The sequence below is a fragment of the Devosia subaequoris genome (assembly GCF_014197055.1).
In the GTDB taxonomy this organism is placed as follows: domain Bacteria; phylum Pseudomonadota; class Alphaproteobacteria; order Rhizobiales; family Devosiaceae; genus Devosia; species Devosia subaequoris.
Genome location: NZ_JACIEW010000001.1, coordinates 892,644 through 907,325 on the forward strand (window position 1 = coordinate 892,644; position 14,682 = coordinate 907,325).

At 61.1% G+C, this 14,682-nt stretch carries 15 protein-coding genes; 3 read left to right on the forward strand and 12 right to left on the reverse strand.

The features are described from left to right. Positions 1-99: 99 nt before the first annotated feature. From GGR20_RS04200 to GGR20_RS04215, 4 genes are read right to left on the reverse strand one after another with little or no spacing between them, the layout of a single operon-like run. The gene (locus tag GGR20_RS04200) at positions 100-993 is read right to left on the reverse strand and encodes an MBL fold metallo-hydrolase (protein ID WP_183309936.1); all 894 of its coding nucleotides are present in this window, start codon (positions 991-993) and stop codon (positions 100-102) included. A 22-nt stretch (positions 994-1,015) separates the two neighbouring features. Continuing rightward, a complete protein-coding gene (locus GGR20_RS04205) occupies positions 1,016-1,456 on the reverse strand; it encodes a DUF6691 family protein (RefSeq protein ID WP_183309937.1) in 441 nt (146 codons plus the stop codon). Beyond that, a complete protein-coding gene (locus GGR20_RS04210) occupies positions 1,456-1,884 on the reverse strand; it encodes a YeeE/YedE family protein (protein ID WP_183309938.1) in 429 nt (142 codons plus the stop codon). Before GGR20_RS04210 ends, GGR20_RS04205 begins: the two co-directional genes overlap by 1 nt. Then, the gene (locus GGR20_RS04215; RefSeq protein WP_183309939.1) at positions 1,877-2,101 is read right to left on the reverse strand and encodes a YgaP family membrane protein; all 225 of its coding nucleotides are present in this window, start codon (positions 2,099-2,101) and stop codon (positions 1,877-1,879) included. Before GGR20_RS04215 ends, GGR20_RS04210 begins: the two co-directional genes overlap by 8 nt. A 77-nt stretch (positions 2,102-2,178) precedes the next feature. Between GGR20_RS04215 and GGR20_RS04220 the strand changes: the two genes are divergently transcribed. Continuing rightward, on the forward strand, positions 2,179-2,484 hold the full coding sequence (locus tag GGR20_RS04220; protein ID WP_183309940.1) for an ArsR/SmtB family transcription factor: 306 nt from the start codon (positions 2,179-2,181) through the stop codon (positions 2,482-2,484). Positions 2,485-2,586: 102 nt separating this feature from the next. On the opposite strand, the gene GGR20_RS04225 is transcribed toward GGR20_RS04220, so the two are convergent. From GGR20_RS04225 to GGR20_RS04245, 5 genes are all read right to left on the reverse strand, one after another. Next, entirely contained in the window at positions 2,587-3,354 is a 768-nt protein-coding gene (locus tag GGR20_RS04225) for a carbohydrate ABC transporter permease (RefSeq protein ID WP_246204412.1), read from the reverse strand. Between the two features lie 110 nt (positions 3,355-3,464). Beyond that, positions 3,465-4,346, reverse strand: coding sequence for an ABC transporter permease subunit (locus GGR20_RS04230; RefSeq protein WP_183309942.1), 882 nt, complete (start codon positions 4,344-4,346; stop codon positions 3,465-3,467). A 68-nt stretch (positions 4,347-4,414) separates the two neighbouring features. Continuing rightward, a complete protein-coding gene (locus GGR20_RS04235; RefSeq protein WP_183309943.1) occupies positions 4,415-5,692 on the reverse strand; it encodes a type 2 periplasmic-binding domain-containing protein in 1,278 nt (425 codons plus the stop codon). 92 nt (positions 5,693-5,784) lie between these two features. Next, complete coding sequence (locus GGR20_RS04240; protein ID WP_183309944.1) at positions 5,785-6,867, reverse strand: ABC transporter ATP-binding protein; 1,083 nt, start codon at positions 6,865-6,867, stop codon at positions 5,785-5,787. Between the two features lie 97 nt (positions 6,868-6,964). Beyond that, positions 6,965-9,745, reverse strand: a complete 2,781-nt coding sequence (locus GGR20_RS04245; protein ID WP_183309945.1) for a glycoside hydrolase family 2 protein — start codon at positions 9,743-9,745, stop codon at positions 6,965-6,967. A 186-nt stretch (positions 9,746-9,931) separates the two neighbouring features. On the opposite strand from GGR20_RS04245, the gene GGR20_RS04250 reads away from it, so the two are divergent. Next, positions 9,932-10,954, forward strand: coding sequence for a LacI family DNA-binding transcriptional regulator (locus GGR20_RS04250; RefSeq protein WP_183309946.1), 1,023 nt, complete (start codon positions 9,932-9,934; stop codon positions 10,952-10,954). Here GGR20_RS04250 and GGR20_RS04255 read toward each other — a convergent pair. Beyond that, positions 10,951-12,030 carry a LacI family DNA-binding transcriptional regulator gene (locus GGR20_RS04255; RefSeq protein ID WP_246349373.1) on the reverse strand — a complete coding sequence of 360 codons (1,080 nt, stop codon included), beginning with the start codon at positions 12,028-12,030 and terminating at the stop codon, positions 10,951-10,953. The two genes, GGR20_RS04250 and GGR20_RS04255, sit on opposite strands and share 4 nt — an antisense overlap. A gap of 576 nt (positions 12,031-12,606) precedes the next feature. Between GGR20_RS04255 and GGR20_RS04260 the strand changes: the two genes are divergently transcribed. Continuing rightward, the gene (locus tag GGR20_RS04260) at positions 12,607-12,813 is read left to right on the forward strand and encodes a LuxR C-terminal-related transcriptional regulator (RefSeq protein WP_183309947.1); all 207 of its coding nucleotides are present in this window, start codon (positions 12,607-12,609) and stop codon (positions 12,811-12,813) included. A 39-nt stretch (positions 12,814-12,852) separates the two neighbouring features. On the opposite strand, the gene GGR20_RS04265 is transcribed toward GGR20_RS04260, so the two are convergent. Together GGR20_RS04265 and GGR20_RS04270 are read right to left on the reverse strand one after the other, a co-directional pair. Then, complete coding sequence (locus GGR20_RS04265) at positions 12,853-14,154, reverse strand: TRAP transporter large permease (protein ID WP_183309948.1); 1,302 nt, start codon at positions 14,152-14,154, stop codon at positions 12,853-12,855. A 24-nt stretch (positions 14,155-14,178) separates the two neighbouring features. Next, entirely contained in the window at positions 14,179-14,670 is a 492-nt protein-coding gene (locus GGR20_RS04270; RefSeq protein WP_183309949.1) for a TRAP transporter small permease, read from the reverse strand. Positions 14,671-14,682: the final 12 nt, after the last annotated feature.

Here is a 14,682-nt window from a genome sequence, read left to right on the forward strand (position 1 = left end):
TCGTGATCTAAAAAAGGAAAATACTGTGTGCCATCTTGATGTGCGCCCCTCCCCCGATCGCGGTCGGAAGGAGGGGCAGGCCTGCGCGCAGGGATGCGCTCACAGACCGTTGAGAGGGACCTTGAGATAGCTCTTGCCACTCTCGTCCTTGGGAGGAAGTTTCCCCGCGCGCATGTTGACCTGCAGCGAAGGGATGATCAGCTTGGGCATGGGCAGGGTGGCGTCACGCTCTTCGCGCATCTTGACGAAGCTGTCTTCGTCCGTGCCCCTGCCGACATGGATATTGTGGTCGATCTCATCGCCGACGCAGGTTTCCCACTGGATGTCGCGGCCGTTTGGACCATAGTCGTGGCACATGAACAGACGCGTTTCGCGGGGCAGCGACAGCACCCGCTGGATCGAACGATAAAGGGTGCGTGCGTCGCCGCCGGGGAAGTCGGCGCGGGCGGAACCGCCATCGGGCATGAACAGGGTATCGCCAACAAAGGCAGCATTGCCCACGACATGGGTCATGCAGGCGGGGGTGTGCCCCGGTGTGTGCATGACATGGGCCGTCAAACCACCAATCTGGTAGCTGTCGCCATCGGTGAAGAGGCGGTCGAACTGGCTGCCATCGCGCTGAAATTCAGTGCCTTCATTGAAGATCTTGCCGAAGGTGTCCTGCACGACAGTGATGTTCTCGCCGATGCCCAGCTTGCCGCCGAGTTTCCCCTGGATGTAGGGGGCGGCCGACAGGTGATCGGCATGGACGTGAGTTTCGATCAGCCATTCAAGCTTGAGATTGTGCTTCTCGATGAAGGCAATGATCTCATCGGCTCCCTCATAGGAGATGCGGCCGGCGGCGTAATCGATGTCCATGACCGAGTCGATGACGGCACAGGCTGCCGAGTTGGGGTCCTTGACCACATAGGAGATGGTATTGGTCGGCGCATCGAAGAATGCGTTGACCTCTGGCTTGACCGAGAGATCGGTCATGAACGGAATGGTGCTCATTTCGAACTCCTATGTATTTGGATCAAACGGTTTGGGCTGCGCGCTGTTCCAGCGCGACACGAATGGTGCGGGCAACAAAAATTCCGGCAAGCATGGCGCCGACAAAGGCCCAGGCTGAAACTTCGCCCAGTCCCAAAGCCGGAATGGCGCCACCTGGGCAAAATCCGGAAATTCCCCAGCCGATACCGAACACCGCCGAACCACCGAGCAATGGCAGGTCGAGCTTGCGGCTGGTGGGCAGGTGGAACCGGGCCTCGAGCACGGGTTTTTCGCGCTTGAGAACGAAGCGATAGCCAATGGCGGTCACCAGCAATGCACCACCCATGACGAACGCGAGTGACGGATCCCAGGTCCCGGCCAGGTCAAAGAAATTAAGCACCTTGGCGGGATTGGCCATGCCAGAGAGGGCAATGCCGGATCCGAAGATGAGACCGATCAGGCCGGCGAGAAGGATGCGCTGCATCAGAAACCCCCGATGAGATGGCGAATAACGAAGACGGTGAGAAAGGCTGCGGCCATGAAGGTGGCTGTGGCAGCAAGGGAGCGCGGCGAGAGACGCGCCATGCCACAAACGCCGTGCCCGGAGGTGCAACCGGAGCTGAAGTAGACGCCGCCGCCGACAATCAGCCCGCTGATTATAACCCAAGGCAAGGGCACGGGGCTGTCGTAGCCGATAGCGGTTTGAGACACGCTCAGTATGAGCATCGGCGCCACGATTGCACCGGCCACAAAGGCCGCACGCCAGGCCCAATCGCTGGACACGGGCGGCAACAGGCCGGACAATATGCCGGTCATGCCGGCGATACGACCGTGAAAGGCCATGAGAAGAACGGCGGACAGGCCGATCAGGGCGCCGCCGAACAGCGACGCCAGCGGGGTAAACTCAGTCATCAATGGAAACCTTGCGGGTTGAGAGACCAAAAGGCGCGTAGAGCGGATAGAAGCGCACCATGGCCGCGGCAATCAGCACGGCACCAGGGATCACCGCGCCCCATAGCAATATGGGGGACGCAGCAAGCAGCAAGGCTGATACAAGGGCCAGGACGACGAGGAGGAGACTCAGAATGATCCGAGCGATCTGGTCGGCAGACCCAAGATGGATGCGCATCTCAAACTCCTTGAAAATCGCCCGGAAATGAGCGATAAGTCTTTTGCACGAATATTCGTATATACGAGCTTGCTAATATGATCAAGATGGAAATGGAGAAGATGGAGCAGAATGCCGAACGGGCGTCTCAGCTCCTGACGGCGATGGCCAATCCGAAGCGATTGCTGATCCTGTGCAACCTGCTCGACAAGGAACGCAATGTCAGCGATCTGGCCGAGCGTGTCGGTCTGGGCCAGTCGCCCCTATCCCAGCATTTGTCCAAACTGCGCGCCTGGGGCCTTGTCCGGACGCGGCGTGAGGGCCAGCAGATCAATTACACGCTGGCCTCAGACGATGTCCGCAGCGTGCTGGTGACGCTCTACGATATTTATTGCGCCTGCTAGGGCCGCACCCGGGAAGGCGGGGTGGACCATTGACGGTACTGCCGTCCTACCGACACTGCCTTAGGCCCAGCGCTTGTGAGCGCTGGACCGGAACATCTGCCATCACCCCTTGACGCCGGCCGAGAGCATGATCGCCTGGGTCACGCGGCGTTGGAATATAAGATAGAGTACGGCCACCGGCAGGCCGGCCATCACCGCCGAAGCCATTTGCCGGGCATAGACAATGCCATAGGCGTCCTTGACCTGGGTGATACCGACGGGAACCGTCATGGTCGCTTCGCCGGTTGCTGCCAGGAAGGGCCAGAGGAAGCTGTTCCAAGCGCCGATGAAGGTGATGATCGCCAGCGCGCTGGTGATGCCCCAGTTCATCGGCAGATAGATGCGGAACAGCGTTTTGAAGTGCCCTGCCCCATCCATCTGCGCCGCCTCGCGGAACTCGCGCGGGACATTGTCGAAGAACTGCTTGTAGACAATGATGGTCACCGGCACGATCAGTTGCGGCAGGATGATGCCGGCCCAGCTATTGAGCAGCTTGAACTGCGCCATCAGCACGAAATGATTGATAATAAGCGCCTGCATCGGGACCATGAAGCAGGCCAGGATCAGCACATAGATCAGCCGCCGCCCCGGGAAATCGAGCTGGCTGAGCGCATAGGCGCAGCCCGCCGAGGAGACAATGACGCCGGCGGTGATCAGCGTGGAGGTGACGAAGGAGTTGATGTACCAGATGCCGATATTGGTATTGGTCCAGATGTGCTCATAGGCCTCGGTATTGATCCGCGAGGGCCACAGGGCAATGCCCGAGGCGATCACTTCGGTCTCGGATTTGAATGAAGTGACGACGGCCCAGTAGACCGGGAAGATCGCCATCAGGGCAAAGCCCAGCGTCACGACGGTGAGGGCCAGCCCACCGAAATCGATCAGGCGATCGCCCTTGAGGCGCGCGGCGTTTTCGACCGGGCGGGTGATTGCTTCGGAGCTCATTTCTCCCCCCTCGCGCGCAGCGCCTGGTACTGCAGGACGCTCAGTATGATGATCATGGCAAAGAGCAGGGTCGCGGCTGCGGCGCCCTCTCCGCCCTTGTTCTGCTGGAACGCCAGCTTGTAGATATATTGGACCAGCACGATGGTGGGGTCCTGCCGCCCGCCGGTCGAGAACAGGTAGACCTGATCGAAGATCTTGAGCTGGGCGATGAGCTGGATGGTCAGCACCAGCGCCGTCACCGGCCAGATCAGCGGCCAGGTGATCTTGCGAAACTGGCGCCAGCGTCCGGCGCTGTCGAGCGAGGCCGCTTCATAGATTTCCGGAGAAATATTGCGCAACCCGGCGATGAACAGCAGCACGTTGAAGCCCAGCGTCCACCAGATGGTGACCACGGCGACGGTCGGCATGAAGAACGGAATTGTGCGGGTCAGCGACATCGGCTCGCCGCCATTGAAGGGACGCACGATGTATTGGACCAGCCCATATTGCACGTCGATGATCCAGTTCCAGGTGAGATAGACCACCGAGACGGGCAGGATATAGGGCAGGAAGAAGCAGGCCATGACAAAGCCCTGCTGCCAGCCCTTGAGCCGGTTGACCGCCATGGCAATGGCCAGCGACACCAGCGTGTTGGGCACGACCGTGAGCAGCACGAAATAGGCGGTATTCCAGGTCGCGTTGCGGAACAGGCGGTGAGTGAGGATGCCGACATAGTTCTCGAGGCCGACCCAGTCTCCCGGCCCGATAAGGGGGGCGTCGGTGAAGCTGAGCATCACCATCTGGATGGTGGGCCAGACGAACAGCAGGCCATAAATGACCACAAAGGGCCCGACCAGGATCAGGGCCGCCAGATATTCCGAGCGCTTGTCGCGGATCACGTCGGTTCTCCTCCCGCAATAACCGTTTGATGGCCGGCACCCGTGGGTGCCGGCCGAAGCCACAAGCTCTAGAGCTGGCTGTTGAGATCGTCGCGCATTTCCATGGCGGCGTCGGCCGGATCAAGTTCACCGGTGGTGGCCGGATTGATGAAGTTGGACCATGCGTCGCCCAACGGCGCGGCAGGACCGGCCAAAACGGTGCGCGGATCGAACACGGCGGTATCGGCGAAACCGGCATAGTCCGACTGCGGCTTCATCGAGGCAAAGCCTTCGCTTTCGCGCACCTCGTTATAGGCCGGGATGTGACCGGCACCGGCCCAGTCGAGCGAGTTCTTGTCCATCCAGGCGATGACTTCCATCACCGCTGCGCGCTTTTCGGGATCGTCCTCCTGCCCCGCATTGGCCGGGATCACAAAGGCATGGGAATCCGACCAGGCGGCCGGCTGATCGAACAGCACGGGCAGTTCCACTGCACCCCATTCGAACAATTCACCCTTGGCGGCGAGATCGGTGAAGGTAGGAACTTCCCAATTGCCCATGATGAAGAAGGCGGCCTGACCCGAGGTGAACTGGGCCAGCGCGGCCGGGCTTTCGATCTGGGCCGGGGTCCAGCCATTGTCCACCCAGCGCTTCATCGTCTCGGTGGCGGTAGCAAGCTTGTTGACGTCTTCATCGGTGGGGAAGAACCCGCCCGCCTCGGCGTCGAACATGGTACCGCCCTGCTGACCGAAGAAGGAATAGACAGCGCGGTAGCGGTCGCCAGTGGGCATGGAGAGGCCATATTTGCCATCGTCCGTGGTGAACTGGGCAAGCGCCGCCTCAAAATTCTCCATGCCGTCGAGACCAGTGGGCATGCCGTTTTCATCGAGCATGCCGGCCTCGTCGAGCATTTCCTTGTTGTAGTAGAGGATCAGCCCGTGCTGGTCGAAGGGCACGGCATAGCGGGTGCCGTCCACCTTGGCAGCCTGTGCGGCGGCAGCGGTGAAGCTGTCGTCGGAGAGCCCCACCGATGCCAGGTCCTCATCGCTGATTTCGGCCAGCGTGCCACTGTCGACGGCCAGCGGGATGCGGCTGAGGTGGTAGGTGGCGATATCGGGCCCCTCCCCGATCGCGGCCGAGGTCTGCAGCTTGGTGTAGAAGGGTGTGCCCCATTCCAGGGTCGTGCCTTCGATGGTGATCTCGCCTGCATGCTCCTCATTGAAGGCGTCGATCAGTGCTTTCATGCGCACGCCGTCGCCGCCGGCCAGAAAATCCCACCAGACCACGGTCTGCTGCGCGGCAGCCGCCGATGTCAGGGCCATCAGGGCCGTGGAAACCAGGGCAAGACGCTTAATTGTCTTGGTCATGTCGCTTTCCTCCCAAAAAAGCTCAATGCGAAAATATGTCGGCCGGTGCGGTGCATTGAGCCATTGGCCGCACCGGCCGAAATCGCCGCCGCCTAGTCTGCGTGATACGCCAGACCGGCTGCGTCGAAGAGATGAGTGGCCGTTCCGTCCACCTTGAGCGAGACCGGGCCACCGGCCTCGAGCGTGCTCTTGCCTTCGTCCTCGGCGACGACATTGCTGCCGTCGGCGAGGGTGACGTGCACCAGCGTGCGGTCTCCCAACCGCTCCACCAGGGCAATCTGTCCAGTCATGTCGCCGGCCCCATCCTGCGCCACGCGCAGGGATTCGGGGCGAACGCCCAGGGTCAGTTCGCCATCGTCTTTCGGCTGCTGGCGGATTGTGGTGGCGATGGTTGCGCCCGCCACCTTGACCGCTAGACCATCGGGGCCGGTTTCGATGCCGGTGACGGGAATGAAATTCATGGAGGGCGAGCCGACAAAGGCGGCCACGAAGCGGCTGGCCGGGCGCGAATAAACCTCCATGGGGGTGCCGATCTGCTCGACCTTGCGATTGTTCATCACCACGATGCGGCTGGCCAGGGTCATGGCCTCGGTCTGGTCGTGAGTGACAAAGATCATCGTCGTGCCGATGCGCTGGTGCAGTTGGGCCAGTTCCACCCTGGTACGGACCCGAAGACCGGCGTCGAGATTGGAGAGCGGCTCATCGAGCAGAAACGCCTGCGGCTCGCGCACAATGGCCCGGCCGATGGCGACACGCTGGCGCTGTCCGCCGGAAAGCTGGGCCGGGCGCCGATCAAGCAGCGGCTCGATTTCGAGCATGCGCGCCGCGCCTTCCACGCGCCGGGCAATCTCGGCCTTGTCGGTGCCGATGTTTTCCAGCCCGAAGCTCATATTCTGGCGCACGCTCATATGCGGGTAGAGCGCGTAGTTCTGGAAAACCATGGCGACGCCGCGCTGATTGGGCGGCAGATTGTCTACCCGACGCTCACCGATATGAATTTCGCCTGCATTGACCGCCTCAAGCCCGGCGATCATGCGCAGCAAGGTCGATTTCCCACAGCCCGAGGGGCCGAGGAAAACGATAAACTCGCCCGAGCGGATATGCATGTTCACTCGCTCGAGCACCTCGACGGCGCCGTAGGATTTGCTCACATCCTTGAGCACGATATCGGCCATGTTGTTCTCCTCCTTGGTTGGGCGGCGCGTTTTCGCGTCTCACCCAAATCGTCGGCAGCTGGTCCACCTTCCCATCCGGGAGAGGTGGGCGGTTCGGCTAGATTTTCCCCTCATCCACCGGCAGTCCGGCGGCCGATGCCATCAGGGCATCGAACAGGGCCGCAGCAACCGGATCGGCACCAGGCGCCTCGCGAGTCAGCCGGAAAGTGGTTGCAACCACGCCGCCGCGTCCGACCCGCTTCTGACCGATGATGGCCGCCGGTTTGTGCACCCAGCCGCAAACCATGCCGGCAAGCACGTTGCTGCCGAACTCCCAGGGCCGGAACCCGGTGAGCAGATGGTGCGGCACCACATCGGAAAAGCTGAGATCGAAGAGCGGACCGCCCGGAATGGCAGCGAAATGACCTTCACGGCGTACCCAGGAAAAGCCGGCAATCCAGTCGCCGCGCCAGATGGTGCCGTCGCGTTCAACCAGGCCGATACCGGGCAGATGCTGGTCCAGGCTCGGCCGGAACTGCTTGCCATCGGCCACGATGGAGCGATGCGGCAATTCTCCATCGGGCATGTCTGTGCGCAGGTTCCTGTTGGTCTCGACGCTGCCATCGGCCAGGATCACATAGCGTGCCCCGCCCTTGATGGCCTCGACATCGGCGCCATCGACCGCGTGGCAGAGGATAATGTCGGCCTCGGCTGCCGGAACGACCGGATAACCAAGGCCGCTGGCGTAAGCGGCAAGATCAGCGTCGGCAGCAGCAATGGAGGAAAGCCCTGCCGTCTTGCGCTGGGAGTAAAGCGCGATCTCGCAGCTGTTGCGCGCCAGTACCACACCGTTGGCTTCGAGGATGAAGTCAAGGCGCAGCGTGGTATTGTCGGAAACCGCCGGCATTGAGAGGCTGGTGGTTCCCAGATCTGCAACCGAAACCGGACCGGTCGCGGGCACATCGAGCGATCCGGTGACACCGCCGCTCCAGCTCAGTTTGGCTCCGTCCGGGATCGATCCGCCGCCGGTGGCAATCCTGAGTTCAACCGGCAGGTCCTCGCCCGCCCAGGCAGAATAGCGGGCCGGGCGCGGCACGATGACGATGTCGGCATTGATGGTGGCGAACACGTCGTGGAAGACGCGCGGATTGCGCTCGATATCGAGAAGGCCGTTGGCTTCCCAATGGACGTCGGTCAATTCGGTGATCACGTAGCCCATGATTGAGGGATAGCGGCGCATTTCCTCGATCTGGTAGCGCAGGTTCATGAACTGGTACCACTGCACCTGTTCGATGAACCCTTCGAAACTGCCAAAGGTACCGGCCATATCGAGCGCGCCGAAACGCTCCTCGATGCCATGGGGCAGCGCCACGCCGTCTCCCCAGAGCGACCCGGTCTCGAACCAGTCGGGCTCCGAGCCATCCTCGTTGCGCAGCTTGCTCGGGTCAGGCAGCCCCCAGACGCCGAATTCGGAAACGATCAGCGGCTCGTCGCCCCGGCGCTCGGCATCGCCCAGCGGCGAGAAAGTCCAGTCGGCACCGGCAGCGAACTGGGCCGTAATGTCATCCCATTCCTGCCGGCGTTCGGGGACCGAGCGATAATAGTGATAGTCGTTGAGGTCGGTCTTGACGTGGAAGTTCGGGAAGCAGGCCGAATTGTCGACCACGAGCCGCGTCGTGTCCTCGGCCTTGAGCCAGTCATAACTGTCCTTGAGCCACTGCCGGTGTTCGGCATTTTCCACCAGTCGGGTGCCCCAATCCTCATTGATCAGCGTCCAGGCGATGATCGAGGGATGGTTGCGGTCGCGTTCGAGGATACCCACCATGGTCTCGCGCATTCGTCGCGCCGACTCAGATGTGAAGCTCTGCACATTGGGGACTTCGGTCCAGACGAGAAGACCATAGCGATCCGCTACGTCATAATACCGCGGATCCGGCACCTTGATGTGGCAGCGCAGCGTGTTGAGGCCCAGCTCAATGGCCTTTTGGGCCTGGTCTTCGAGAAATTCCAGAGAGGGCGGCGTGTAAATGCCGTCGGGATAATAGTCCTGGTCCAGCGCACCGCGCATATAGACCGGCTTGCCATTGAGCAGGATTTGCCCATTGGCAGTGGTGACGGTGCGGAAACCAAAAGTTTGCTCGACCACATCGAGACCGCCATCGAGAGTCACCGTCAGGGTATAAAGATTGGGCTGGCCGACATCCCAGAGCCTGGCGCCGGGAACTTCGAGCGTCACACCAACGGATTCGGCTGCGGAAACCTCGGTTGATGCAACAATGGCCCCATCGCCGTCCCGAACCTCCAACTGGGCCGGCAGGCCATTGGCCGCGGTGGTGAAAGCCAGGTTGGCCTTCACTACGCCATCCATACCGGCTTCGATCGCCACGTGATTGAGCCGCCGCGTATCACGCGCCAACAGCGAGACCGACTGCCAAAGCCCGCCAATGCGGCCATACCAGGAGATCTTGCCGTGCGGAATTTCCGAGAACGGAAATTCAGGAAAGGCCGACTGGTCGGCGGACGGCACAGTGACCCGAACTTCGACTTCATTGGTCGGCCGCAGCTTTGCGTTGTCGATTGCAAATTCGAAGGGCAGGAAGGCGCCTTCATGGCTGCCCAGCTTTTCGCCGTTGAACCAGACCTCGCAGGCATAGCTGACGGCGCCGAACTGCAACGCCAGGTCGCGATTCTCCCATCCGGCCGGCAAGGTGAAGCTGCGCTTGTAGGTGGCGCGACCAAAGGTATCGACCAGATCGGAAAACTCAGCCTGCCAGGGCTGGGGGACATGCGCCTGGCGCCAGGGCCCATCCTCATGCCGGAACTGCCAGACACCATCCAGCGACAGGCTGCTGCGCGACGCATTGATCGCCTCGGAGGCCATTGCCCGGCTCAAACTCATAATCCCCACCCTAAGCAGTATTAGTTATATTATTATCACCATATGACCGAAGCGAAGGGTTTGGCAAGGGGGGTTGCGAAGGGTCTGCACAAATGGGCAAGTTGGCACGTGAGCTACCCTCAGGCGACGCTCAGTGCTAACAGTCTGCCAACCAATTCGCCTGAAAAGAGAAACTGAGGGAGACGGTTGGAAAAGCGCGCAACCATGCATGAGGTGGCTGAACTGGCCGGGGTCTCCCAGGCCACTGTTTCGCTGGTCCTCAATGGCGTTCCCAATGCCCGCGTATCCAAGGCCACGCGCCGTCGCGTACAGGAAGCGGCCGAGCAGCTTGGCTATCGCCGTGGCAAGACTCACCCTGTCCCTGCTGGACGGACGCGCGTTATCGGCCTCTTCATCGATGAAGTCTCGACCACGCCCTTTGCCGCCGCGTTCATCGAGGGGGCCCGGGACGAGGCTGCCCTGCAGGACGTCACTATCGCCACCTTCTGCACCGGCAATGATCCAGCGCTGGAACAGGCAGGGCTCGACATGCTGGTGGCGCAGAACGCCATCGGGGCAATCTACTGTACCCTGATAACGAGACAAGTGACTGTGCCAGCAGCATTTTCTCAGCTGCCACTGGTGCTGCTCAATTGCTACGAGAAGAAGGTGCAACACCCCTCGGTGGTGCCAGGCGACATTGTCGGCGGTTTCACCGCCACGGACGCCCTGCTCCGCGCCGGACATAGGCGTATCGCCCATCTGGCGGGCGAGCATATCGTCGAGGCGGCCATCGACCGCGAACAGGGTTTCCGACAGGCCATGGATAAATGGGGCGTGGCGGTGGACGAGAGCCTGGTTACCCTGGGTGGCTGGACCATTCGGGCCGGGCGCGAACGCGCCTTAGCCCTGCTCTCGCAACCCAATCCGCCAACAGCCATTTTCTGTTTCAATGATCGCATGGCGATTGGCTGCTACGAGGTGGCGCGTGACCTGGGCCTGTCCGTTCCCGGCGACCTTTCAATTGTCGGCTTTGACGATGAGGACATTGCCGCGAACATGGACCCGCCACTCTCCACCATGGTTCTGCCGCATGACGAGATGGCGCGTTGGGCCGTCGGCCAGTTGCTGGACGGCTTCGACGGCGTGGACGCCGATGAGCGGCTGCAAAAGCTCAAGATTGAGTGTGAATTGCTGGAGCGCAATTCAATAGCGCCACCAGAGGGTTAGTTGCCTAGCGGAGATTCGACGGAATCGCGCTCGACGAGCGGACATTCCAGCTTGGTCAATGGATAGCGATCCTCGGCCACGCCATCGAGTATCTGTTCGAACACCCATTGCCCCATGGCGCGGTGCGGCAACACGGTGGTGGTCAAACGCGGATGCAGATGGCGAGCAATCTCCTCGTCATCATAGCCGATCACCGACATGTCCTGGGGAATGTCGAGGCCGGCTTCCTTCAAGGCCTCATAGCAGCCGATGGCCATGCGGTCGTTTTGGCAGAAGATGGCCGTGGGTCTTTCCTTTAAGGCGAGGATCTTGCGCGTTGCGTCATAGCCCGCGCTGGCCGACCAATCGCCATTGAAAACCAGGTCCTGATCGAAGGGAATATCGGCAGTCGCCAGCGCGCGGCGATAGCCCTTGAGCCGATCCTGCGCCGCTTCCATCCAGATTTCGCCGGTGATTGTCGCGACCCGCCGGTGCCCCTTTCTGATCAGGTAATGCGTGGCCCGCTGCCCACCCGCAATCTCGCTGGGTACAACGGCGGGACGGGCCAGACCCGTAGCGTAGCAATTGAGCAAATAGACCGGGATATCGAGGCTTTTCAGTTCGAGCGGCAGCTCCACCTGGCGCGTGAAAATTGTCATGTAGACCAGTGCCGAAACGCCCTGATCGACGAAGGCATCGATCAGCGCGGACTCGATCTCGGCGTCATTGTCGCTCTGCCCGACAAACACCAGATCGCCCAGCTCCCGCGCCGCCTGGGTAAGCCCTTCGATCGCCTGCACCGCTTCTGGGCTGGTCGCCAGTTGATCGACAATAAAGCCAATCCGCCGGTTGCGCTTTCCCGCCTGCTGTCCGGATCCATTCTTGCCCGCCGGCACGCTATAACCCAGGCGCCTGGCGGCATCGAGGACGCGGCGGCGTGTCTCATCCGACAGCCTGATGCCCGGCGCATTGTTGATGACGAACGATACTGTCGCCTGAGAACAGTTCGCCTCCCGCGCGATATCGGTCATTGTGACGCGTCGCACGCGACGATCCGGCTGGCGCCTCATGGATGATGTTGTCTTGGTGCCCGTCATCAGCAATCATAAATCCAATTACTAATGGCATTAGCAGATTTGATTTGCCGTGTCTCGCGTCAATGACGGGTGCTGCTACGTGCCGCTTATCGCGTGTGCCCTTTGACATCCCCTTCCCCTTCGAACGAACGGGGACAGCTGCGTCGGGGACGCGGACCGGCGCGTAACGCTGGCCGTAAGCGACGCGCCTGATTTCACCTGGGTATCGGCTCATCCGGTTGGCGCCGAAACCGAAACGGATATCACCCTGCCCACAGAGCCGGGCCAGTACGAGGTGCGGTTCCTCGATCTGAGCCGCCAGGAGGTGCTCGGGCGCGCAATCATTGCCGTCGGCGAGTAAGGCATCAATCAATCGGGGTGGCTCGCACGAAGCGATATCGCTGCATCGCCGACAAGAACGGCTATGCCGTCAGGCAATGGACCGCTCGCTATCCCGCGCATTCTGCCTGGTCCATTCATTGGGAAGTCGTAGCGTAAAGACCGATCCGATGCCGGCGTGGCTGACAAATTCGAGCGTGCCGCCCAGCAGGTGAGCCAATTGGTGCGAAGTAGAAAGTCCCGCCGACCGAAGCAGAAGTGGCCCGTGCTCTGGCCGGTGGACGCCGGACTGACGAAATCGCCAAAGAGCTGGCGATTTCGGCAACCACCGTGGCGTTTCATCTGCGGAACCTGTTTGGCAAGACGGGAACCCACCGGCAGGCCGACCTGGTCGCCCTGATTCTGACCGGTCTGGCCTCTATCAGTCCGGCCAAGAACACGTTCGACCGGACGGCCGCTCAATAACGCCGCCGCGCACCACGGCCGCAATACTTGCGGCGAGCGCTAGTTCAACAGGCCTGCTGCGCGTGGCAGCCACAGGACCGTATCGGGCACATAGGTAATGAGTATCAGGACAGCGATCAGCAAGGCGATAAGGGCCCAGACTTCCCGGATCATCTCGCCCAGCGGTATGCCGTTGAGCGCCTTGATGATGTAGAGCAGGATGCCATAGGGCGGCGTGATCAGTCCGATCATCATGTTGAACACAACCACCACGCCAAAATGGTGCAGGTCGATCCCCAGTGCCGCAGCCGTGGGGATAAAGAGCGGGGTGATCACCAGCATGATGGTGGAGACGTCGAGAAAGCACCCCAGCAGCAGATAGAGCAGGTTCACGAACAGCAGAAACGTCCACTGGTTCATGTCGAAGCCCACGAGGAACTCGTAGAGCATTTGCGGTACACGCTCGATGGCGATGGCGTAGTTGAAGATGAAAGCCCCGCCCAGCACGAGCGTCACCACCGCGGTGGTCTTCACGGTTTCGCGCACCACCTTGTAGAAGTCCGCAAAACCCATGGAACGGTAAGCAACGACCGCCAGGATCAGTGCGTAGAACGCGGAAACCGCGGCCGCCTCGGTCGGAGTGAAGGCGCCCGAATAAATGCCCCCCAACAGGATCACCGGCATCATCAGCGGCGGCAGGGCACGCAGGATGATGAGCGGATAAAGCCCCCAGGGGATGACATCTTCAACAGGGAATTTGCGTCTGATGGCGACGATCTGGACATAGACACAGAGTGCCAGGACGACGATCAGCGCCGGCACCACGCCAGCGAGGAACAACACCCCCACCGAGGTGGAGGAAATCAGTGCATAAAACACCAGTGGGATGGAGGGCGGAAAGATCGGCCCGACCACTGCGGTTGCGGCAGTGAGGGCGCCAGCGAAGCCGCGCGGATAGCGATCCTTGTCGATCATCATGCCGGTGACCACCTTGCCGACGCCAGCGGCATCGGAAATGGCCGAGCCGCTCATGCCCGAAAAGATCAGCGAGGTGATGACATTGACCTGCGCGAGGCCGCCGGGGAGGCGACCGACCATGGCTAGCGAGAATTTGAGCAGTCGCTCGGTGATTTTGCCGGATTCCATGATGTTGGCGGCAAAAATAAAGAGCGGCACGGCCAGCGCGACGAAATTGCCGAAAACGCCGTTGAGCACGTTCTCGGCCGCCAGTCCGACGTCGCGGCCGGAGACCAGCAGATAGAAAATCGAGGCGACAATCATCGAGATCGAGAAGGGCAGGCCCGATGCGGTGATGACGATCAGCAGGACGACAAGGATGGGAAGGGCGTAATCCGCCAGCATTGAAAAGAACTCCTAGCGGATCGATCAGATGTGGTGGCGCCAGTTCCGACCCATCAGGCCGAACAGACGGTGCAGCCCCTGCCCCGTGAAGGACACGAGAAACACCAGATAGCAGCCATAGATCCATTCCATGGGCAGGCGCATCACCGGCGAATTCTTGCGCGTCAGGAAGGTGAGATAGTCCCAGGTGTGGGGGATCAGCAGCCCGAAGGCGATTAGCAACACCACCATGGCGAAGATGGCAAAAGCGCGCCTTCCATTGTCGGAGAGCACGTCATAGAGCACGTCGAAAGAGACATGTTCCTTAATGCGCACCATGAAGGCCGCTGCCCAGAAGACCGCCCAGATGAAGGCGATCATCACGAATTCTTCGGTCCAGGCGAGCGGCCGGTTCATGACGTAGCGCATGAAGACCTGGGCGATGAACCCACCAAAAGCCACCACGAAGAAAAGGACACCGAGGAGATCGGCAAGCTTTCGCAAAGTGGAAAACAGGGACTTCAGGTTCGCGTTCATTTCGTCGTCCAG